The following is a 22,489-nucleotide window of genomic DNA, read 5'->3' as shown; positions in this document are numbered from 1 at the left end:
AGTTTATATTTGGTGCAATCTGAGTTCTGGAAAGGCGATCGTTGTTTTAAATTTGGCTAATTATTGATCTGTAAGTTTTGAAATTATTTAAGTGTTTTTCTGCCGATAAATGTGCATTTGGCTGTTCAATAACGGAGTAGCTTTGGTTCATAATTTCGGCAAGTTCTGATTCTACAACTTTTGCAACCCCTTTACCCACTACTATTACATGGTTGGGCTGGGATTCTTCAATGACCCTTCTAGTATAATTTGACCAAGAAACTCTAATAGCTTGATTCATAGCCTTATTTGACAGTTTTTTGCCCTTGTTATACAAAGCCATAATGCTTACATCTACAAGCCATACCCCATGAGCCTGCAAAGATTGTAGTAATTCAACTTTATTTCGGATTCTTTGATCTATCGGGTTATTACGTTTGAGAATAGGGGCGAAGGATTCTCGTGATGAAATTTCATTTTCGCAACTGAAAAATATCTTCCAAAACTGCGGAGTTCCATCTCTTTTGCATGGATGACTACTTCCTTCCGTCAATGAATTTTCACCATAGGCAAGACAATATACAAACCTAGCATATTGCGTTGGACAACCTGATAACCCATCTATTTCTCGAATTCGGTACTTTCGATCGTCATCTGAAGTGAATACGTGAGATTCGGCTAGTATTACAACGCGCACATTATCTGGTCGCCAAAATTGACGATATTGCTCAACAAGCTCAACTGATTCAAAAGGTTCAGCATCCGTTCCAAGCAAATTGACCATTCTTTCGTAACAGGCGTATAGCTCGTTCATTCTCTGCACAATAATATTATTTGGAAATTTTCTACACGTTATTCAATGTTCTAGATCGCACCATGCTAACCTCTACAAACTCCGCAAATTAGCTATTAACTATTCTCACTTCTACCGTCCCAACTGCATACTGCTCTTTCAAAAGTGCGATCGCTTTATCCAAACTACAATAACTAAACTTCAAACTACTCTCACTCAAAACAGCAGTAGTCATCTGATTAGGTTCAATAGGTATCTTGACATCTTCGGGGAAATCTACTGTTAGTTCGCCGTTTAAGTAGATGTTTGCGCCTGGATAAGCTTATTGAATTACTCACTAAGCGAGAAATGCAGATTGCTCATTTAATTGCTCAAGGTCTAACTAATGTCGAGATTAGCCAAAAATTATGGATTAGTCACAACACAGTTAAATAAGCTTAGAAAAAAATGTTTCGGAAATTAGAAGTTAGCTCTCGCATAGAAATGGTGATGCAACTTCGAGACTAAAATTAAAAGAAATAAAACTTTTTTCTCATTATGCAGTTACAAGCTCGTACCTACACCCCTGAAGAATATTTGCAGTTAGAAGAACAAGCAGAATACAAAAGCGAATACCGCGATGGAGAGATTATTCCCATGACAGGAGGAACGACTAATCACAATGAAATTAGCCTAAATCTAGTAACTAATCTTAGATTTAGTTTAAAAAAGCAAAATTATCGTGTTTACATGGTTGATGTGCGTCTATGGATACCTCGCTATCGTTTATATACTTACCCTGATGTAATGCTAATTAAAGGAGAACCTATTTATGCCGATAGAGGCACAACTACGGTAACAAATCCTGTGATGATTACAGAAGTTTTATCCCCATCAACCCAAAACTACGATCAGGGAGATAAGTTTACTTATTATCGTTCTATTCCTGAAATGGAAGAATATATTTTAATTTCTCAGCAGAAATACCATGTCATACAATACACCAAGACAGAAGCAGGAAAATGGTTATTGTCTGAATATGAAACGGAAGATGCTTTGATTCAATTGGGTTCGTTAGATTTGAAATTAGAATTATCTGAAATCTATACTGGCGTTGATTTTAACGATACAAAATAAGCTAGAACGTAGGGATATAGTTATGGATGAATTATTAGAGCTTAGGAAAAAAGTAGAAAATCAAGACTACCAAGGTGCTTTGTCAATCATCAATGAACTAGAGGAAATGTCTGTAGAGGATAAACTGAATAAGATTGAAAGCTACATGATAATCTTACTTATGCACCTGATTAAACAGTCTGTTGAAAAGCGAACTACGTCTTCTGGGAATAGATCTGTTTCTAATTCAGTCAAGGGAATTAACAAGACGAATAAAAGACGTAGAAGCGGTGGGCATTATGCTGAATCTGAGACAATATCTCAGATGCTTCATGAAGCTTATACAGATGCAATTGAAGAGGCAAGCTACGAAGCATTTGAAGGAAAATATACGGTCGATCAACTTGATACAGTGGCTGATAAAAATCAGATTATTGAGAAAGCAATGAGCTTGATTTACAAATAGGTACGTAATACTTTAGCTTGTTGTAGTAAAAAATATTACCAAATGAAAGATACTTTGATTCAGTAGATTCTGCGCAAGCAGGGTAAACAAGTCCATTTTGGTATCCACCCCGCAGCAGAAAAAATGCCTCTGGACAAATGAACGTATTGCTTGCAGAGGCTAATATAGCCGACGATATCGTTTTAGAGATGGACGAAATCAATGATGATTTATCTAAATTTGATTTGAGTTGTTTTTAATTCCTCCTAAGTTTTTAGGGAAAATTTTTATTGTACGCAGAGACGCTAAAACTTAGAGAGTATCAACTTTCTATAGATTTGAGATTCCAGAACTTAGCTGTATTAATATTTACACTGTTTCTGTAGATATCTACTGATATTTAAGACTTCCATCTCCGTTATATTCAAGTTCGTGATACTTGCCACCTAGTTTCAGATCCCATAAACAACGTTGATAATTCTTCGCTCCCATATTAAAAGGATTGGTTCTATTCAATCTTGCCCATTCAGCAACTTTTTGTTGACTACTCAAACCTGACACATCCATTGCAAATTTAGCGATTTCAAAAAACATTTATCTCGTACCTTTTTTAATTAAATTTATGATTTTCAATCAATAGTTTAATTTTTGATTCCAACCAAAGTCAGTGATCTCAGACAAAAAAAATTACACGACTTGGCAAAATTTAATGACTAATTATGAAAAATAAAGCTTTATACATCAATATGCGATCGCCTTACCTAAAAGCATCATTTATAATTAATATCATTTCAAACTAGGCAACCATGATCGATACTCAAGATTTAGCTTTAAATTACATTACTAATGAAGCGGGTGAAAAAACTGCTGTAATTTTACCTATTGCTCAATTTGAAGAATTACTTGAAGACATAGAAGATTTAGCAACTGTGGCCCAAAGACGAGATGAACCCACTACTAGCCATGCCGATTTACTTGCTGAACTAAAACAAGATGAGCTTATATAATCCAACAAAATTATTTAACTAACTACACTCAACTGACTCACTAGATAACGTTAATATAATTAAGGACTCTTAAGCATTGTTAAGCACTGACTGTATGTCTCCTTCCAGCAACGGTACAAAACCCAACGGTAAAAATAGCAAAATTCAGCCAGAATCTTTAGAAAAGAATGTCATTCGTATCAAAGGTGCAAGACAACATAACCTAAAAAATATTGATTTAGAGTTACCTCGTAACAAGCTGATTGTCTTTACTGGAGTTTCAGGTTCGGGTAAATCTTCTTTGGCTTTTGATACTATTTTTGCCGAGGGACAAAGGCGATATGTGGAGTCTCTTAGTGCTTATGCCCGTCAGTTTTTAGGACAGCTAGATAAGCCCGATGTTGATGCCATTGAAGGGTTGAGTCCTGCAATTTCTATCGATCAAAAGTCCACCTCTCATAATCCTCGTTCTACTGTCGGGACGGTTACAGAAATATATGATTATTTAAGGTTGCTGTTTGGTAGGGCGGGTGAACCCCATTGTCCTAAATGCGATCGCTCGATTGTACCACAGACCATTGATGAGATGTGCGATCGCATTATGGATCTACCCGATCAAACCAAGTTTATGATTCTTGCCCCCGTGGTGCGAAGTAACAAGGGGACACACAAGCAATTATTGTCTAGTTTGTCTTCTCAAGGCTTTGTACGGGTAAAAATAGATGGAGAAGTGCAGCAGCTTGACGATAAGATTAAACTAGATAAAAACTACAGGCATGACATCGAAGTAGTTATAGATCGTCTAATTAAAAAATCAGGAATCGCTGAACGTTTAGCAGATTCTTTGGGAACTTGTTTGCGTTTATCTGAGGGCATTGCCGAAATTGAAATTATTCCTGCTGCTGATGCTAAAGAGCAACCGCCAAAGATTGTCTTTTCAGAAAACTTTGCCTGTCCCGAACATGGTGCAGTAATAGAAGAACTATCTCCTCGTTTATTTTCTTTTAATTCCCCTTATGGTGCTTGTCCTGACTGTCATGGTTTAGGCAGCCATAAGACTTTTGCCCCTGAATTAGTTGTTCCCGATCCTCAGCAACCAGTATATAGCGCGATCGCTCCTTGGTCAGATAAAGATAATTCTTACTATCTCTCTCTTTTACATGGAGTAGGACAGGCATTTGGTTTTGAGATTCAGACTCAATGGTTAAAGCTGACAGAAGAACAGCAAGACGTTATTCTTTTTGGTGCAGCAGAACCTGTGTACTTTCAGTCTGACAGTCGCAACGGTAAGAACAAAGGCTATCATCGCCACTATTCAGGCGTGCTAAAAATGTTGCAGCGCAACTATCAAGAAACCAACTCTGATGCGATTAAGAGTAAGCTAGAACAGTATCTTGTCAACCAGCCTTGTGCAACCTGCGATGGTCAACGTCTCAAGCCAGCCTCTTTATCCGTCAGCTTAGGACAATACCGCATCAATGATTTAGCAGGTGTGCCAATTCGAGAGTGTTTAGAGCGGATAAATGATCTTAAGCTTAGTAACCGTCAAGCATTAATTGGCGAGTTGGCACTCAGAGAAATTAGATCCCGTCTTCAGTTTTTATTAGATGTGGGTTTAGACTACTTGACCTTGGATCGGGCAGCTATGACCCTTTCTGGGGGCGAAGCACAGCGAATTCGCTTAGCTACCCAAATCGGTGCAGGATTAACAGGAGTATTATATGTTTTGGATGAACCAAGTATTGGTCTACATCAACGAGACAACGGCAAATTACTGGGAACACTAAGAAAACTAAGAGATTTAGGCAATACTCTCATCGTAGTTGAACATGATGAAGACACTATTCGCGCTGCGGATAGCATTGTGGATATAGGTCCCAAAGCTGGGGTACATGGCGGGGAAATTGTCTCACAGGGAGATTTAACTACCCTGTTAAATTCAGAGGCTTCTTTAACTGGGGCATATCTATCTGGTAAACGGGTGATTGCTACTCCTCAAGAGAGAAGAAGAGGTAAAGCAGTTGGCATTATTCTTAAAGACTGCCATCAAAATAATCTTCAGCATCTTGACGTAAATATTCCTTTAGGTAAATTTGTCTGCATCACTGGGGTATCAGGTTCGGGTAAATCTACCTTAGTTAATGAAATACTCCATCCCGCCTTAAAACATCATCTCAGTCGTAAAGTTCCTTTTCCCAAACAACTAGGAGAAGTTCAAGGTTTACAGGCGATCGATAAAGTAATTACCATAGATCAATCTCCTATTGGTCGGACTCCTCGTTCCAACACTGCTACCTACACAGGGGTATTTGATGCCATTCGGACGATATTTGCCGAAACCATTGAAGCCAAAGCTAGAGGTTACAAAGCAGGACGATTTTCGTTTAACGTTAAAGGTGGACGCTGTGAAGCCTGTAGTGGACAAGGGGTAAACGTGATTGAGATGAATTTCTTACCCGATGTCTATGTGCAGTGTGATGTCTGCAAAGGGGCAAGATACAACCGTGAAACTCTCCAAGCCAAGTATAAAAACTATTCTATTGCTGATGTCTTAGACATGACGGTGGAAGAAGCATCAGAAATCTTTAAAAATATTCCTCGTGCTGCTAATAGGCTGCAAACCCTAACGGATGTGGGCTTGGGTTATGTCAAACTAGGACAACCCGCCCCCACTCTTTCAGGAGGAGAAGCACAAAGAGTTAAACTGGCTTCGGAGTTATCCCGTCGCGCCACTGGTAAAACTCTCTACCTAATCGATGAACCAACTACAGGCTTATCTTTTTATGATGTGCATCACCTTTTAAACGTGCTGCAACGTTTGGTAGATAAAGGCAACTCCTTGATTGTGATTGAACATAACTTAGACGTTATCCGTTGTTCGGACTGGATTATCGATCTTGGTCCTGAAGGAGGAGATAAAGGCGGACAAATTATCGCCACAGGTACACCAGAAGAAGTAGCTCAAAATAAAAATTCTTATACAGCGACGTATTTAAGACAAGTTCTGCAAAGGCACCCTGTTACTGCTGATTTGGGAGTTAAAAAATCTTAGACATAAAACATTCACAATCAAACGTTGCTATTGTCAGCTCAATCCAGACTACAAATAATTAACCCAAATTCGGGTTAAGCATATTGAGCCAAATTCTTTGCTAGATGTAACTAGAGAGGTAGATAAAAACAGAAATATCTCCTCCTCAAGTTATGGAAATATCTTATAAATAATAGTTAAGTTGAGAGTAACTAAAATCAAACTTAAAGCAAAGGATACATCTATGAGTAGCAAGCCATCTTCCAATCAGCCAGAGAAAAATATTGGTCGCGAACAAATTGAAATTGTTAGTGGAAATCCAGGTATGCAACCTGTAGAACAAACAGAAGAAAAGGCTAAGTCTGAACAAGAGCAGTCATCAGAGTCTTCATCAGGATCGGGTTCGGGTATTGGCGCAAGAGTAGCTGGTGCTGCTCTTGGTGGCGCGCTTGGTGCTCGTGGAGGACTTTTTGGTGTTGTCGCTGGCGCAATTGGTGGAGCTCTTGCTGGGAAGGGAGTAGCTGATACCGCAGACAATTTAGGAGAGGCAGCTAACACCGTGGCTGACGGCGTTAAAGAATCTGTAAAAGAGATCGGAACAGCAGCTAAAAAAACGATAGAAGAAGTTAAGCCTTCGATCGCTGGAACAGCCGAAGCCATTAAAGAGACGGTTGAAGAAGCTAAACCTTCTGTTAAAGGAATTGCACAATCGGTAGACCAAACAGTTAAGGAAGTTAAGCCTTCAGTAGTAGATGCAGTTCAGCAAGCATCTGAAGAAGTTAAACCAACAATTAAAAGCGTCACCAGTTCAGTCAATAAGACTGTAGAAGGGGTCAAACCTGCTGTAGAAGGTGCTGCTAAATCAATTGAGAGTACCGCAGATGCAGTTAAGCCTTCGGCTAAAGCAGTGGCTCAAGAAATTGAGGGTGCTACCAAGGATGTCAGAGCGACTGTAAAAGGCACAGCCGAAGCGGTGAAGCCATCAATAAAAAGCGCAGCCGAATCTCTTAAATCATCGGGAAAAAGTGCTGCTGATTCAGTTAAGTCATCTGTTAAGAGTGGAGCAGAATCTGCCAAGCAGAACAAGGATAAAAATGTTCAAACCTCTAGCAGTCCCGAACTCGAAGAAATTATCGTTATTAAAGATAAAAGAATCGACGAAGACAGAAGAATATAGGAGACATAGCTTAGATTAAGGTTGTGTTGCAACTAATAAGTAGGTAAGAATACTCTGGAAAAAAGTAGTCGCTTAAGCGACTACTTTAAAATATTACTGGAGGGGTTATATTTTCTGACATTGCTTTTATCGCTCTGATCGATTTCAACATCTTGCAGGCTAGGATCATCTTCAATCGTAAGTTTTAGGTTAAACCAACCGCTTTCATAATTTTTGCCTCAAAAGCTTCTGGTACTGTTGGAACGAGAGACACTTGAGTCGCAAGCATAGCACTACTTACAGTATTGACCTAATTACTACGTACAATATCCTATTTTGATTCTAAAGGTTGCAGTATATCTTTAGGGATAACTCCGTGAATACCCTTGACTATATCCACCACCTGAGAAACTTCATAGTCAATTGCAGCACTACCAAACAGTAGAGCATCTTGCTTTGTCAAACCATATTCTTCATTCATGATTCGTAGAGATTCCCGCACGGCTTTTTTCATTGCCCCATCTAAATCTTCATCTAGTCCAATTGCTAGCCAAGCGTCAGGAGTTTCTCCCACTGGTGATTCTTGCTTTTTGCTTTTATGAACAATCAGTTGAAAGGTAGGAGTTAAAGAACACTCAATAGCTGTCAGGGCTACTTCTCCATTTCCTTGGGCGCAGTGAGGATCGCCAGAATAGAATAATGCACCAGGAACTTGTACTGATAGATATAAACTCGAACCCGCAGTTAGACGCTTGATGTCTATATTTCCGCCATAGTTACCTGGCGGTACTGAGTTTACTGCTTCTTTAGCATCGGCTGGGGCTACTCCCATGATGCCCATAAAAGGCTTAAGGGGGAGATTTATATTTGGTCTACCATTAGCGGGGCGAAAAAATCCAATGTTTTTTTCAGTATCAAGGGGAATAACCTTGGTGTATATATCTGCATTGTTTAGGGGATATTCATCAGGTAAAGATCCTTTGGCGTGACGGTTGGAGATCACGCCATAAGGGACGCGATAATCAATGTTAACGGTTTTGATTTCTAAAACATCTCCAGGTTCGGCACCTTTGACAAAAATTGGACCAGTAATAACATGAGGACCTGGTGCAGTTCTTTTGATTTGTTTTTTGACCGCTAGCTGATCTGGTAGGATATCTGCTTTGTCAATTCCTGCCTTGGTAAAAAACTCAACCGTATCTCCTTGATCGGGTAAAATACCTTCATGGGATATGGTTTCAATGGTAACAACATCTCCAGATTTGACCTGTAAAATTGGCTTATCAGCAGATGTAAATAATTTTCCCCAAATTACATTTTCTGGTGTAGATTTGACTAGATAATCGGCAGTTATATTATCATTTACAGATTGAGATTTTACATCTGGTATACCGACTAATGAAGTTAATGCAATCAAGATAGTTACCAGTAAAAAATATTGATAAAAAGATAATTTAGCGGTTTTCATTTGAATTTTAGCTTTTTTACTTACGAAACTTGTATTTAGCTTGTAAGAAAAAGGCGATCGCATTTGTAATCAAAGTTACCGATGTTGTTTGTTTTTAGTTTTAAACCTTTGTCTAGTTAATTCTAATTTTCAAAGAGTGACAAAAAAGAGATACTTCTAATTCCAATCAGCAAGCACTATCTTGCCAATTGCACTGCCCTTTTCAATACGCTGATGAACATTTCTCAGATTTTTGGCATTAATTGGCTTAACTATATCGTTGCAGGTTGTAATAATCGTACCAGCTTCGATAAGCTGACTAACTTGGTTAAGTAATTTACCTTGTTTTGCCATATCATCAGTCTGATACATAGAACGGGTAAACATAAATTCCCAAACCAAACCTGCACTTTTATTTTTTAAGACATCCATCTCCAGTGGTTTTTTATTTTCAACGATGGTACAGATAATGCCCTGGGGTTTAATTGCTTGAGCGATCGCCTGCCAATGACCATCGGTATCGTTTAAGCACAAAATATAATCCACAGTTTCATAGCCTATTTTGGCGATTTCGTCCGCCAAATTATGATGATGATTGACGATCGCATTCGCGCCAAGTTTCTGACACCAGGCGATCGTTTCTGGACGTGAGGCAGTGGCAATAACGTTAAGCTTGGCTAATTTTCTGGCTAGCTGAATGGCAATAGAACCTACACCTCCAGCACCATTAATGATTAAGATTGATTTGCCTGCATCTGCACCATTTTTGCTAATGTTTAACCTTTCAAACAGAGCTTCCCAAGCAGTAATACTGGTCAATGGTAAAGCTGCTGAAGTTGCAAACTCTAAATTCTTTGGTTTATAGCCAACAATCCGCTCATCCACCAACTGAAAGTTACTGTTGCTGCCAGGACGGGTAATATCCCCTGCATAATAGACTTCATCACCAGCTTTGAACTCTGTTACTTTTTCTCCTACTTCCACTACTATACCTGCTGCATCCCAACCCAGAATTCGCGGACGATCTTCGACTTTATCTTTTGGACTGCGAACTTTAGTATCAACAGGGTTAACTGAAATCGCTTTGACTTCTACAAGTAAGTCATATTCTCTAGCTATAGGTTGATCGATTTCAACATCTCGCAGGCTACGATCATCTTCAATCGGTAAGTATTGGGTTAAACCAACTGCTTTCATAATTTTTGCCTCAAAAGCTAAATTGTTAAGATACGAGATAATCAGTAATTGGTTAATTATTGGTCAGCTTGAGGTTAATTATAGATAAACCTAAAATACTTAAAAACAAGACTAAACCAATTGTATTAGCGTAGCTAATATCGTAGTCATATCCAAATGCCTTATCGTATAAATAGTAAACTACGGTTTTGGAGCTATTTCCTGGACCACCTTTGGTCATAACATAGATTTCTTCAAATACCTTGGTGGCTGAAATGGCGGAGATTACTGCTACTAAGAATAAATAGGGACGCATCAAGGGAATAGTAATATCTAAATGCTTTTTCCAGCTATCTGAGCCGTCGATCGCTGCTGCTTCATATAATTCGGTTGAAATTGACTGTAATCCAGCCAAATAAATCACCATATAGTAACCTAGTCCTTTCCAAATAGTTACCACCATAACGCTCCAGAGGGCTAATTTGGGATCGGTTAGCCAAGGAATACCTTCTGCCAAGCCAAGCTGCTGAAGAAACTGATTGAGTAATCCATTTTGCGTATAAAGAGCTTTCCAAGCGATTCCAGCAACAATCATGGAAATTACTACAGGAGCATAAAAAGCCGTGCGAAACCAATTTATGCCTCGCAATTTTTGATTAACGAGAATTGCCAACCCTAATGGTGCAATTACCAAAATTGGTACTACTCCTACTAAATATAGCAATGTATTAATAGCGATTTGCCAAAATACTTTGTCTTGCCACAGTTTCCGAAAATTAGCTAAACCAATCCACTCAGGAAATTGAGTCAGATCGTACATCTGAGTAAAGCTAAGGGCAAAAGCTAACATTGCCGGTAAAAATACCGTTAATCCTAGTAAAGCGATCGCCGGTAGCAAAAACAAATACGGAGTTAGCTTTTGTTGCTTAATCAGTGATTTTTGCAGGTTCATAAATCGGCGTTGCTGATTTAATTAATGACGTACAATGTATTTCTGTTTGTAGCTATTAGCGTCTTGGTGAGCGTTCCCTTGCGCCTAACGGCGACGCGGTGAGACAGTCCGTTGGGCGGGTTCCCCGACTTGCGAAGCAGCGCGGTCTTGTTGGTTTCCAACAAAGAGCGACTGCTGAGGGCGAAGGAACTGTCGAACCCTTTAGGGGGTCTCCCCGCTATTAGCTTTTAGCTTCTTGGCAATGGGCATCCGCCAGCCAGTACCGAAGGCGCGATCGGTAATCTTGATTCCTGGAGGGGCTTGACGGCGTTTAAACTCTGCACGGATAACTAATTTCATTACTTTAGCTACTGTTTCTGTGTCGTGTCCAGCCTTAACAATGTCGGCGGTTGATTGATGTAGACAAATAATGCGCTCAAGTATATCGTCTAGTATTTCATAAGGTGGCAAAGAATCAGAGTCTTTTTGTTCTGGCTTTAATTCGGCACTGGGAGGCTTAGTAATTATATTGACGGGGATTACTTGGCGATGCCTTCGGCTAGCTTCGCAATCGCGATTGAGCCAGCGACACAGTTTAAACACCCTTGTCTTTGGCACATCAGCAATTACCGCCAAGCCACCATTCATATCGCCATAAAGAGTACAGTAACCAACAGCCATTTCGGACTTGTTACCCGTAGAAAGCAGCAAATAACCAAACTTATTGGCGATCGCCATTAGCAAATTACCCCGTATCCGCGACTGGATATTTTCTTCGGCAATGCCAAATTCTGTCCCCGCAAACAAAGGATCGAGAATAGTATCATAAGCGTCCATCCCTGGCTTGATGGCTAACTGCTGGCTTTTTATCCCCAAACTATTAACCAAATCCATCGCATCGCTAACGGAATGATCTGAACTATAGGGAGACGGCATTAGTACCCCGAATACATTTTCTGCACCCAAAGCCTGAGATGCGATCGCAGCTACCAAAGCTGAATCTATACCCCCACTCAAGCCTAAGATAGCCTGACTAAAACCACATTTCCTGGCATAGTCTTTGACTCCTAACACCAACGCGGAAAATATCTCTTCATTGCTATCTTTGTCACCCAGTCTCTCAGCCACCCAGTCTCCTTTAGAAGAAGACAGCAACTGATCCAACTCCACTACCACCAAGTCTGTATCAAAACTTTGAGCATGAGTGACTAATTCCCCTGCACGATTAAACATCACGCTATTACCATCGAAAATCAGATCGTCATTACCCCCAACCTGATTGGCATACAAAATGGGCTTTTGATAAGCTGTAGCTGCATGATGTAGCATCGCTTCTCTTAACTTCTGTTTACCAACGCTATAGGGAGAAGCTGACAGGTTAACAATTATATCTACCCCTAACTGTGCCAATTCTTCAATGGGATTAACTTCATAGCTGCGTTTCCCCCAAAACCGTTCATCATTCCATAGGTCTTCACAGATGCTCACGCCGACCTTTAGATCGTCCAAGGTAAAATAATTGGCTTCATATCCAGGTTCAAAATAACGATCCTCATCAAACACATCATAGGTAGGCAACAAACGCTTATGAAAAATCTGCTTTATTTCTCCCTCAGCCAATAAAGCCATGCTGTTGTATAAAGGTTTTTGTCCTTTGGAGTCTGCATGAGGATTTGTTTCTACAGTGCCAACCAAGACAGCAATCTTATCTGGTAATTCCCTAGCGATCGCTTTTAACTGCTGCGCCATCGACTCCACAAAGTCAGAATAAAGCAACAAGTCTCTGGGTGGATAACCACACAAAGATAATTCAGGGGTAAGTAACAAACGCACGTTTTGTTTAGCTGCGGTATTAGCAGCAGTAATTATTTGTTGGGCGTTATTGGTTATATCGCCGATGGTGGGGTTGAGTTGTGCGATCGCTATTTTCATTTGTTGATGTTTGATTGTTGGATCTGCTAACGTTAAATGATAGAGCGATCGCTACTAATCTTGCTGCTGATGTCAAGGCTGCTTAAGAGAAAATAAATCCCGAATAAAGATTTTCGCTAATATTATCCTAATTCTAATTCTAGTGGCATAACCTAGTAAGTAATGTCTTCAAAATCGTAGTTAGCTGAGTTTTGTTGCCTTAATACTAAATCCGTTCGCTCAAGAGTATAGTTATGTATCCCCAAATATGGTTGGCAATTTCGTACATTCCTCCTGCTTCAGTAGGGACTCAGATTGTAGTGGCAGTGATAGTAGGATTACTGACTGCTTTTGTTGTTCAGTTTTTGCTGACTAATTTGGGATTGGCATTAGGTATCTCGCTGCTTAAATATCGACCCCAAGCTTCATCAAAAGCCGCTGAATCCTCTCAGTCCGAAAGCGGTGGAATCGGCGTTAATATTAGCTTTTTCGCAGGATTAGGAATCTTACTTACCCTAAACTCAGTCTTATTTATTGCTTGTTTTTTGGCTGTCAGGTTTAGTACTGCTAGGGATCCTATTTCAGGAGCAACTTTAGGGATTGTTATTTGCTCAATTTACTTCCTGATTTTAATTTGGGCGAGCTATAGTGCGGTAGATTCGGTTACGGGTTGGATATTCGGTTCGCTAACGACAAAGTTGCGTCAACTAATTAAAGCGATCGCGCTGGCGATTCCAGGAACAGAATCAGCAACTTCAGACCTTTTGACTGAAGCAGCAGCATCAGACCTGATTAAACAAGAATTACAGGCTGCTTTGGGTAAATTTGACCTACAGCAGAACATTGATGATTATCTCAAGACAACACCGTCGCCTCAGCCAGACTTGACCGCAATCGAGCAGGGATTTAGCGATTTACTTAGCAAATTGAACCTAGAATCTTTTGCCGATGCTAACCTATTACAAAATATAGATCGACAAACTTTTATCACTTTAATTGATGAACGTACAAATCTTCCCCAGTCAGTAGTTGAGCAAATTGTCGATCGATTAGATGGAGTTTGGCAACAAGTCTCAGCTAGGGATGAAAAGCAAGATTTAAATGGGAAATTGCAGCAATTTCTTCAGTCGGTCAATCCCGAAGAGCTACAGTTTGAGCAGCTAGCCAAACGCTTGGAACAGATAGTAGGCAAAGAATCTCAGGATAATTCAGCCGATTCAGAGATGCGATCGCTTGAAGTAGATGAAGTAGATGAAGTAGATGAAGTCGCCATAGACGATAACCCTAGCTTGATTGTTGAAAGCTGGAATAACCTAGACTGGAGAGCAATTAAAAATGCACTACTCAACAGAGTCGATCTTTCAGAAGTAGAGTTGGAAGATGTTTGGCATAGCCTCCAATCTCTATATCAGAAAATTAATTCATCAGAATCAGGGTCACAGTCTTTTAATACTATTGGCAACGATGTGGAAGACTTTTTATGGCACGCGTCACCCTGGTATTTGAATTGTGAACAGGGTTGGCAAGAATTTAAGGAGGTAATTTACGATTCTCAAGCAGATCCAGCACAGGTTCGCTCTCAATTAGAACAAGTTCAGCCACAAGATTTGGTCGAACTTCTCCAGCAACGAGATGACTTAGATGCAGCCAAGATCGATGAAATTATCGAACACTTAGAAGCATCAAGGCAAGAGGTTTTGGCTTTAATCGAGCAGGCAGAATTATCAGAACAAAAGCAGGAATTAAGCCAACTTCTCAAAAATTACTTACAAAAAGCAGAACCAACCGAACTGCAAGATGATAATCTACCATCAAAGCTCGAACAGCTACTAATTAAATCGGGAGCAACTACAGGGGTATTGACTCAGTTTTTAGATAATTGGCAGCAGCTAGATTGGCACACCTGGTTACAGCAAAGACAAGATTTAGAGCCAACGAAGCTCAAGCAAATTACAGAACAGTTGACTAGAATAGGCGATCGCTTACTCGAGCGAGTAAAAGATGGGCAAGTTCAAACCTCAACTACTAAGGAGTTACAGCATAAACTAGAATCATATCTGCGCTACACTAATTTAGACCATTTAACCCCAGCCAAGATCGATGCCAAGTTAGACCAACTCTGGCAATCAGCAGCCGATCTTCAGCCATCAGCGCAGCAGTTTCCAGATATAGATTGCTCTAAGTTGACAAAGATATTAGAGAAACGCAAAGGAACAGATGCAGATCTGGTTGAGGCTGTTATTACTCAAATAGAAACCAAATGGCAAAAATCAAACGACTCTATAATTCCAGAAAGTTGGCAGATACAAACAAAATCTAGAGAATTAAGTGAAAATTTAGTCGATTATTTATATCAGGCGATTGAACAAAACTCAAATCTGGCAGAAATTGAAGCAGATTTGCTACCACAATTAAATCTCGATCGCGAGCAAACAAAGACTTTAGTAAATCAGCAACTGGCTCAATTAAACTGGCAAGAGATTGAAGCAAAGCTCAAACAAGCTCAAAAATACAGCGAAATAAAAATTCAAACAACAATTAAACAGGCACGAGAAGCAACTCGTAAGCTAATCAAAACTCCAAGACGCTGGGCAACTCGCACTACTCGGCAAGCTAAAAATGCAGTTGATGAACTGGAAGATTTTTTTAGCCACAGTAATAAAGTCGAATTTACTTCAGAACACCTGGAACAGGAGCTTAAAAGCATTTTCAACCGCTCAAAAACACAATTCGATTCAGAGGGTGATTCTGCTGACTCTAATGGAGATCGCTTGTTAGAATCAACTCTGACAAGTGTTACCCAGTCTCTTTCTGAGCGACAGGATCTTACTGCCGTTGAAATAGAAAAAATTAGCGATCGCTTTGTAGCCATTACTCAGCAACTATCCCAAGAGATTAAAAACCAGCAAGAGCAAACTAACCAACTTACTGAAGATCTAGGAGATCGCCTTGGCGAATATCTTAGTTCACTCAATTTATTTGATCTCGATTACGAACGCATTAAAGATAGCCTGACTAATTTTGACTTTCAATCTTTGAGTGATTCGTGGCGAGAAACGATAGCAGAAATACCTTTAGAAGAATTAGGCGCTCGCCTAGAACAATTAAGCCGTGAAACTCTATCAAAAATTACTGATAATAACGAGCTATTTCACGACTCAACCTTGCAGCCAATTCAAGGAATACAAGATTATGTCGCCCAGCAAATTGAAACCGTTAAAATAACAGTTGACGAACGGTCTCAAGCTCTCAAACAACAAACCTTACAACAAGTAGAGGCAGCCAGGAAAGCGATCTCCACTGCTGCTTACTGGATCTTCGCTATTTCCTTTACTTCTGCTGTAGCTTCTGCTTTGGCTGGGTTTTTGGCAACTAAAGTTTTTGTGTGAACTTTTATCATTTTACTTATCGATGTTTAGAAGTTATTTCTGGGCTTAGATTGCGTCTGGCAACTTCAGCATCATAGGTAAGCATTTGTCCCGAACCCAGACGCTGCATATAGTCTTTAAGTTCTGAGGCGATCGCTCCAGAGAGCATATAACAGCCGATTAAATTAGGAATTGACATTGCCAAAATCATCATGTCACTAAAATCAAGTACCGCGCCCAGGTTAACTACTGAGCCAAGAAATACGCAAAAGACAAACAGAGCCTTGTAAATTAGGATGCTACTATTGCCAAATAAATATTCCCAAGCTTTTTCGCCATAATAACTCCAAGAAATCATGGTTGAAAAAGCAAACAAGGCTACGGCGATCGCCAAAATTATGGGAAACCAACTAACCACAGTCGCAAAAGATTCAGTGGTCAACAGCACTCCATCATCTATAGAAGTATCCTGATAAGTCCCAGTAATGATAATTACTAAAGCGGTCATATTACAGATCACAATTGTATCGATTAGAGGCTCTAATAAAGCTACTAGCCCTTCTCTAAGAGGTTCATCGGTACGGGCTGCCGAGTGTGCGATCGCTGCCGAGCCAACACCTGCTTCATTAGAAAAAGCACTACGTCTAATTCCCTGCACCATTACGCCAATAACGCCACCGCCAACGGCTTGAGGTGAAAAAGCCTGGGTGAAAATAGTGGCGATCGCGCTGGGAATTTCAGTAAAGTTACTCAAAATAATCCACAAACAAGAAGCAATATAAATTATTGCCATCAAAGGAACTAGCTTGCCCGTAATCGAAGCAATTCGAGTAAGACCGCCAATAATTACCACCCCTACCAAAGCAGCGACAATTATACCAAAGAGCCAACTGGGCAGAGCGGGAATAATATTGGCTACAGCGACATAAGATTGGTTTGCCTGGAACATATTGCCTCCCCCAAAAGAGCCACCGATACAGAGGATGGCAAATAAAGCTGCCAAACCTTTGCCTACAGGACGCAAGCCCATATCTGATAAGGGACGAGAAATATAATACATTGGTCCGCCAGCTATCGATCCATCGGCTCTAACTCGTCGATACTTTTGAGCTAGAGTACATTCAGTAAATTTACTGGACATCCCAAAAAAGCCTCCCAGGGTCATCCACAATACTGCCCCAGGTCCTCCAGTCTGTACGGCGATCGCCACCCCCGCAATATTACCTAATCCCACTGTCCCCGATAGTGCCGTTGCCAGTGCCTGGAAGTGAGATACCTCACCAGCATCGTTAGGATCGTCGTATTTACCCTGCACAATATCAATAGCGTGCTTCAAACCGCGAATATTAACAAATCCCATTCGCAGCGTAAAGAAAATTGAGCCACAGATCAACCACAGCACAATTAGAGGAAAACCAGCAATTTCAAAAAAGAGAATTTTATCTAAAACATCAACAAGTTTGGAGAAAATGCTGTCCAGCGCACCAATGAAACCCCCTGGTGCTTTTGCTGCTTTTTCCTGGGCTAGGCTTGGTAGAGCAAAACCTAAAACTATAACCAAAGCCCAAGATAGTATCCATTTAGGCTTGAATTTATTTGATTGTTTGACAAGCTGCATTTGTTTCATTTTGCTAATGAAACATTGAATATTTCTCATAAGATTTATAGTTTCTTTACAATAAAATATTTAATTATGGTGCTTTAGTTTCTCATATAATTTGCTCAATCCAAATGCTTTTTTGATTAAGCAAATTAGCAAAACTGATTTGATTATTATGTTTTATAAATAATTAAGCAGTAACATTTCCTACAAAAAATGCCCTGATTATTTCATTTTTTGTAAAAGCTTTAACTGATAGTTTCTAGATCTTGGCTTTTAACTTTGGTTTTAAATCGAAATTGCATACATTAGATTTGTCAAGAAACGAGATCGCAAATGCTTCACAACTTGCTAACTTTTTAATTTACAGAATTTTAATTTGAGTGCTAACCAGATACAAGATTTATCTTCTATCCTTACTTACAAAACTAAATGCCTTAAATATTTCCGAAAATCCGCTCTGTGACCTCGATCCAATTGCTAATCTTAAAGACCTAACTTCTCTTTACCTCTGGCATACTAATATTCGAGATATTACCTGTTTAAAGTCAAACACAAAACTTGTAGAGCTAGGGTTAGCAGACAACCAAATTAATGACGTTCGTGGGCTATTCGATCTCAAGCAGCTTGATTTACTGTTCCTTGGTGGTAATGAGAATATTCCCGAAAACCAGCTTCAGGAAATTGAGGCGAAAAACCTGAGCGACTTTCGTCGTCCTGATTGGAAAAAGCAAATAGAAAACTAACCAGATATTACATCCATAATGGCAAGCAAATAGGTCGGCTGCGATTAATCCTCAAGACAGTTACCTTTTAATGAGTTTAATCGTTAACCTATATCTGTTACGGTTGCTAAATAGCGATCGCCAAAGTATTCTATTTCTACATTAGTTCCAGGTGTAGAGTAACCAAGGGGCAAATAGGCATAAGCAACACATCGACCCAGACTGTAACCATAACCTGCACTAGTGACATAACCTAATACTTTCCCCTCAGCCATGATTGGCTCTTTACCCATAATCACTACGCTAGGGTCATTTAAGGTTAAATAACAGAGTTTACGGCTTTGATATTGTTTACGCTGAAGTAGGGCATCTCGACCGATGAATTCATCTTTATTAAGCCTGACAGCAAAATCCAAACCAGCCTCATAAGGATCGTATTCGGTATGAATATCTGCACCCCAGGATAGATAGCCTTTTTCTAAACGTAGGGACTCAAACGCACCTACCCCAGCAGCAATGATATTGTATGGTTGACCTGCTTGCCAAAGTAAATCCCATAGCTTCAATCCAGATTCAGTAGGAACATAAATTTCCCAGCCTAGTTCACCGACATAGGATACCCTCACCGCTAAAGCGGGAATTGCGCCAAGATAAATCTGTCGTGCGGTAAAGAAACCAAAGCCTTTATTTGAGACATCGGTATCAGTGACTTCTGATAATACTTTTGGTGCTGAGGGTCCCCACAACCCCAGACAACAATAGCTAGAAGAGACATCGGCAATGTTTACCGAATTGTCTTTTGGTAAATGCGATCGCATCCAGGCTAAATCGTGACCGCCCACTGCACCTCCAGTTACTACCCAAAATCGATTTTTATCCAGACAAGTTATGGTTAAATCGCACATGATGCCACCGTTAGCATCCAGCATCGAGGTGTAAGTAACTTTGCCCACATTAGAACTAACTTTGTTGGCACAGAGATATTGCAGATATTCACAAGCTTTCTCTCCCGTAACTTCAAGCTTGGTAAATGATGTCAGGTCATACATGGCAAGCCCTTCACGAGTAGCCAAATGTTCTGCACCCTGGATAGTTGACCAGTTTTGTGCCGACCAACCCTGACGTTCTGGAATAGTATATTTTTCTAGCAGCTTGGCATTAGATTCAAACCATTGAGGACGTTCCCAACCAGCACTGGTAAAGAACACCGCCCCTAACTCCTGCAAGCGTGGATAAAAAGGACTCACCCGCAGTTGACGAGAATGAGTTGGTTGTGCCAGAGGATGAATGATATCGTAAACTTCGCGATATTGCTGTGCTGCGCTTGCCCAAATATATTTACTGCTTTGAGCCACTTGAGGAAAACGGTTGATATCGCACTCATGCAAATCGAGGCTGGGAACACCCGTAGTTAATAATTCCGCTACCATTTTACCTACGCCACCACCATGAGTTACCCAAACTGCTTCTGCGACCCAAAAGCCTCTGACTTGAGAAGATTCGCCGATTATCGGGAAGCTATCGGGGGTAAAAGACATCATGCCGTTTATTTTATAAGGCAACTCCGTCTGTGCCAAACTTGGCAGCAGTTCTACTGTAGATTGCCATGCTGCTTGAAAATGTGACTCGGTAAATTGCTTTACAGAAGGCATCATCGGTGAATCTTTGTGAGTCAGAATATCTTTGGGGTCTACCAATAAAGGTTCGTGTTGATAAGAGCCAATGCCATAACAGTCGGAATGTTGACGAAAATACATCGACCGATCTTGATGGCGCAGGATCGGCTGCACCACTTCACGAGTTTCCCCTGCTAATTCTGATAGTGGGGAAGTTTTAACATATTGATGCTGTACGGGAACTAGAGGAATTACTTCTCCTACCATCTCGCCAATGAGAGAACCCCAGATGCCAGCACAAACGACAACTTTATCGGTAGCAATATTACCTTTGTTAGTGATTACAGATTTTACCTGTCCCTGTTCTACTTCAATATCTAATACCTGAGTATTGCCATAAAACTTAGCTGCACTGGAGTTTATGGCAAAGTTGGCTAGTGCCTCTGCTGCCCTTACCGCTTTAGCAATACCGTCTGTAGGAACATAATAAGCACCGAGTATTTTAGTTTCATCGAGGAGAGGTATTTTTTCTTTTGCCTGTTCGGGAGTAAGCATTGCCCCTTCAATTCCCCAGGATTTTGCCCATCCTAGCTTGCGCTTTAGTTCCTGCCAACGGGCTTCGGTATAAGCCACTTCTACACTACCTACCCCATAAAAAGCCGAACCTTCACTACTTTCAAGCTGACTGTAAAGTTCTACGGTGTATTTTGCCAGTCGGGTCATGGTTTGAGAAGAGTTGGTCTGAAAAACTAAACCAGGGGCATGGGAAGTAGAACCGCCAGTAGCAAATAGAGAACCGCGATCGATAACTACAATATCGCGCCAGCCTAGCTTTGCCAAATGGTAAGCAGTACTACAGCCAACTATTCCCGCACCGATAATTACCAGTTTTGCCGTATTTTCCATTGTTGTTAAATTAGAATTTAGGGTAGGGGCGATTCGCCCTTTGGGTTCAGCAGTCGCTCTTTGTTGGAAACCAACAAGATCGCGCTGCTTCACGAATCGCCCCTACTTGTTTGCGATCGCCTTGGCGACCAGACGTTGAAATTGATGAACGGTAGTTTCCAAAGCAGGTGAAAAGCAACCACCATCAAAAGCAGGTGATTTTCTACCTTTTTGCAGCCTTTCGATGGTTTCTAAATCTTCTTCGTTAGTAATTTTCCAAAGGTCAATGGGAATCTGGCGCAAAGCTTCATATTCGATACTCGTTGCCCCGTCGCCGATGAAATAAAATGACATTCTCTCTACCGAACGAGTGGGACTGAGAGGATTAACAGTCAAAGCCAAAAAGTAGTCGGGGTGAATGCCCAGCATTAGATTGGGAAAGACAGAAATATACTCGGCTACGGTTTCTCGACTTTCTGGTAAATTCGGAAATACAGGTAGAGTTAGATCGCCCATCGCACCGATGCGATAAAGCTTACTACCCTGACCGACATGATTCTCTCCTACCTCAAAACCAAAATGATCTTCCATCCGCGAACAATTATTTAGCTGAGGATGAACCCAAGGTAAATGGTAGCTCTCCGAAAAGTTCTCTACTGCTAGTTTCCAGTTGGCATCGAACTCAAAACTGAGATCTCGCCCATGAGAGAGTAAGCTAAGATCGTAATCCGACCATCTTTCTATAACTGGTTGTAGATAATCTTCTAACGGTGGTGCATTGCCAACCAAATTAATAAAAATCAGGTCAAGCCACTGTTCACATTTGATAGACTGTAAATTTTTACTAGCGCGATCAAATCCTTCATAGGTATCCTGCCAGTAACCGCCAAAGTGAGGCGTGGATTTGAGTTCGCCGTCTAAAGCGTATGACCAAGAATGATAGGGACAGCGGATTAGCTTTTGTTGCTGACAGGGTTGAGTAACTAACTGTAAGCCTCGATGAGAACAAATATTGTGAAAAGCGCGGATTTTACTAGAGCGATCGCGCACCAGCATTATGGGCATCCCCGCCACCTCTACGGGAACTAAATCCCCAAAATTTGGCAAATCTGAACCTATACCAACGCAAACCCAATGATTAGTAAATACAGTACGTCGTTCTCGATCTAAAAAATCCTCACTGGTATATGCCATAGCAGGTAAGCCAACAGCATCAGCCGTAGAATTATCTAAAGTTGCGATCGCTCGTTCAATTTTGTTGCTATTTGAATTTTGGTCATCGCTCAGACGCGCCAACACTTTCTCGGTCATGACTTACCTCGTCACAGGCAAAAATTATAAATAT

General features: G+C 40.5%; 17 protein-coding genes and 2 pseudogenes. 9 read left to right on the top strand and 10 right to left on the bottom strand.

Annotated elements, in window-relative coordinates; all coding sequences use genetic code 11:
* Nucleotides 1-46 precede the first annotated feature (46 nt).
* A complete protein-coding gene (locus SLP02_RS03820; protein WP_319419325.1) occupies nucleotides 47-793 on the bottom strand; it encodes a hypothetical protein in 747 nt (248 codons plus the stop codon).
* 88 nt (nucleotides 794-881) lie between these two features.
* Nucleotides 882-1,007 carry a hypothetical protein gene (locus SLP02_RS03815; RefSeq protein ID WP_319419324.1) on the bottom strand — a complete coding sequence of 42 codons (126 nt, stop codon included), beginning with the start codon at nucleotides 1,005-1,007 and terminating at the stop codon, nucleotides 882-884.
* A 92-nt stretch (nucleotides 1,008-1,099) separates the two neighbouring features.
* On the opposite strand from SLP02_RS03815, the pseudogene SLP02_RS26475 reads away from it, so the two are divergent.
* The 4 genes and pseudogenes from SLP02_RS26475 to SLP02_RS26470 form a co-directional block, all read left to right on the top strand.
* Nucleotides 1,100-1,279, top strand: a pseudogene (locus SLP02_RS26475) (response regulator transcription factor); the annotation flags it as partial.
* 30 nt (nucleotides 1,280-1,309) lie between these two features.
* Nucleotides 1,310-1,888, top strand: coding sequence for a Uma2 family endonuclease (locus SLP02_RS03805; protein WP_319419323.1), 579 nt, complete (start codon nucleotides 1,310-1,312; stop codon nucleotides 1,886-1,888).
* A gap of 22 nt (nucleotides 1,889-1,910) precedes the next feature.
* Nucleotides 1,911-2,333, top strand: a complete 423-nt coding sequence (locus SLP02_RS03800; RefSeq protein ID WP_319419322.1) for a DUF29 family protein — start codon at nucleotides 1,911-1,913, stop codon at nucleotides 2,331-2,333.
* 69 nt (nucleotides 2,334-2,402) lie between these two features.
* Nucleotides 2,403-2,560: pseudogene (locus SLP02_RS26470) on the top strand (NAD(P)(+) transhydrogenase (Re/Si-specific) subunit beta); the annotation flags it as partial.
* 142 nt (nucleotides 2,561-2,702) lie between these two features.
* On the opposite strand, the gene SLP02_RS03790 reads toward SLP02_RS26470, so the two are convergent.
* Entirely contained in the window at nucleotides 2,703-2,879 is a 177-nt protein-coding gene (locus SLP02_RS03790; RefSeq protein ID WP_319419320.1) for a hypothetical protein, read from the bottom strand.
* 239 nt (nucleotides 2,880-3,118) lie between these two features.
* Here SLP02_RS03790 and SLP02_RS03785 point away from each other — a divergent pair, with 239 nt between their 5' ends.
* The 3 genes from SLP02_RS03785 to SLP02_RS03775 all read left to right on the top strand — a co-directional run bounded on the left by SLP02_RS03785 (nucleotide 3,119) and on the right by SLP02_RS03775 (nucleotide 7,506).
* Entirely contained in the window at nucleotides 3,119-3,319 is a 201-nt protein-coding gene (locus tag SLP02_RS03785; protein ID WP_319419319.1) for a hypothetical protein, read from the top strand.
* Nucleotides 3,320-3,413: 94 nt separating this feature from the next.
* Nucleotides 3,414-6,350: an excinuclease ABC subunit UvrA gene (gene uvrA / locus SLP02_RS03780; protein ID WP_319419318.1), complete on the top strand. Its 2,937-nt coding sequence runs from the start codon at nucleotides 3,414-3,416 to the stop codon at nucleotides 6,348-6,350.
* A gap of 223 nt (nucleotides 6,351-6,573) precedes the next feature.
* Nucleotides 6,574-7,506, top strand: a complete 933-nt coding sequence (locus SLP02_RS03775; protein ID WP_319419317.1) for a hypothetical protein — start codon at nucleotides 6,574-6,576, stop codon at nucleotides 7,504-7,506.
* A gap of 310 nt (nucleotides 7,507-7,816) precedes the next feature.
* Here SLP02_RS03775 and SLP02_RS03770 read toward each other — a convergent pair whose 3' ends face one another.
* The 4 genes from SLP02_RS03770 to SLP02_RS03755 all read right to left on the bottom strand — a co-directional run bounded on the left by SLP02_RS03770 (nucleotide 7,817) and on the right by SLP02_RS03755 (nucleotide 12,971).
* On the bottom strand, nucleotides 7,817-8,953 hold the full coding sequence (locus SLP02_RS03770) for an acetamidase/formamidase family protein (RefSeq protein WP_319419316.1): 1,137 nt from the start codon (nucleotides 8,951-8,953) through the stop codon (nucleotides 7,817-7,819).
* Between the two features lie 156 nt (nucleotides 8,954-9,109).
* Nucleotides 9,110-10,129 (bottom strand): zinc-binding alcohol dehydrogenase family protein, encoded by a 1,020-nt coding sequence (locus SLP02_RS03765; RefSeq protein WP_319419315.1) that lies wholly within the window; start codon nucleotides 10,127-10,129, stop codon nucleotides 9,110-9,112.
* A 52-nt stretch (nucleotides 10,130-10,181) separates the two neighbouring features.
* Nucleotides 10,182-11,060, bottom strand: coding sequence for a carbohydrate ABC transporter permease (locus SLP02_RS03760; RefSeq protein ID WP_319419314.1), 879 nt, complete (start codon nucleotides 11,058-11,060; stop codon nucleotides 10,182-10,184).
* 201 nt (nucleotides 11,061-11,261) lie between these two features.
* Nucleotides 11,262-12,971 (bottom strand): NAD+ synthase, encoded by a 1,710-nt coding sequence (locus tag SLP02_RS03755; protein WP_319419313.1) that lies wholly within the window; start codon nucleotides 12,969-12,971, stop codon nucleotides 11,262-11,264.
* Nucleotides 12,972-13,204: 233 nt separating this feature from the next.
* On the opposite strand from SLP02_RS03755, the gene SLP02_RS03750 reads away from it, so the two are divergent.
* Complete coding sequence (locus tag SLP02_RS03750; RefSeq protein WP_319419312.1) at nucleotides 13,205-16,339, top strand: hypothetical protein; 3,135 nt, start codon at nucleotides 13,205-13,207, stop codon at nucleotides 16,337-16,339.
* A 16-nt stretch (nucleotides 16,340-16,355) separates the two neighbouring features.
* On the opposite strand, the gene SLP02_RS03745 is transcribed toward SLP02_RS03750, so the two are convergent.
* A complete protein-coding gene (locus SLP02_RS03745; protein WP_319419311.1) occupies nucleotides 16,356-17,936 on the bottom strand; it encodes an alanine/glycine:cation symporter family protein in 1,581 nt (526 codons plus the stop codon).
* A gap of 365 nt (nucleotides 17,937-18,301) precedes the next feature.
* On the opposite strand from SLP02_RS03745, the gene SLP02_RS03740 reads away from it, so the two are divergent.
* Nucleotides 18,302-18,664, top strand: coding sequence for a leucine-rich repeat domain-containing protein (locus SLP02_RS03740; RefSeq protein WP_319419310.1), 363 nt, complete (start codon nucleotides 18,302-18,304; stop codon nucleotides 18,662-18,664).
* An 83-nt stretch (nucleotides 18,665-18,747) separates the two neighbouring features.
* Here SLP02_RS03740 and SLP02_RS03735 read toward each other — a convergent pair whose 3' ends face one another.
* Both SLP02_RS03735 and SLP02_RS03730 read right to left on the bottom strand, forming a co-directional pair.
* Nucleotides 18,748-21,258, bottom strand: a complete 2,511-nt coding sequence (locus SLP02_RS03735; protein ID WP_319419309.1) for a GcvT family protein — start codon at nucleotides 21,256-21,258, stop codon at nucleotides 18,748-18,750.
* Nucleotides 21,259-21,267: 9 nt separating this feature from the next.
* On the bottom strand, nucleotides 21,268-22,455 hold the full coding sequence (locus tag SLP02_RS03730; RefSeq protein ID WP_319419308.1) for an aromatic ring-hydroxylating oxygenase subunit alpha: 1,188 nt from the start codon (nucleotides 22,453-22,455) through the stop codon (nucleotides 21,268-21,270).
* Nucleotides 22,456-22,489 lie beyond the last annotated feature (34 nt).

The organism is Pleurocapsa sp. FMAR1 (assembly GCF_963665995.1).
Classification (GTDB): Bacteria; Cyanobacteriota; Cyanobacteriia; order Cyanobacteriales; family Xenococcaceae; genus Waterburya.
This window is presented reverse-complemented; position numbering and strand designations above follow the sequence as displayed.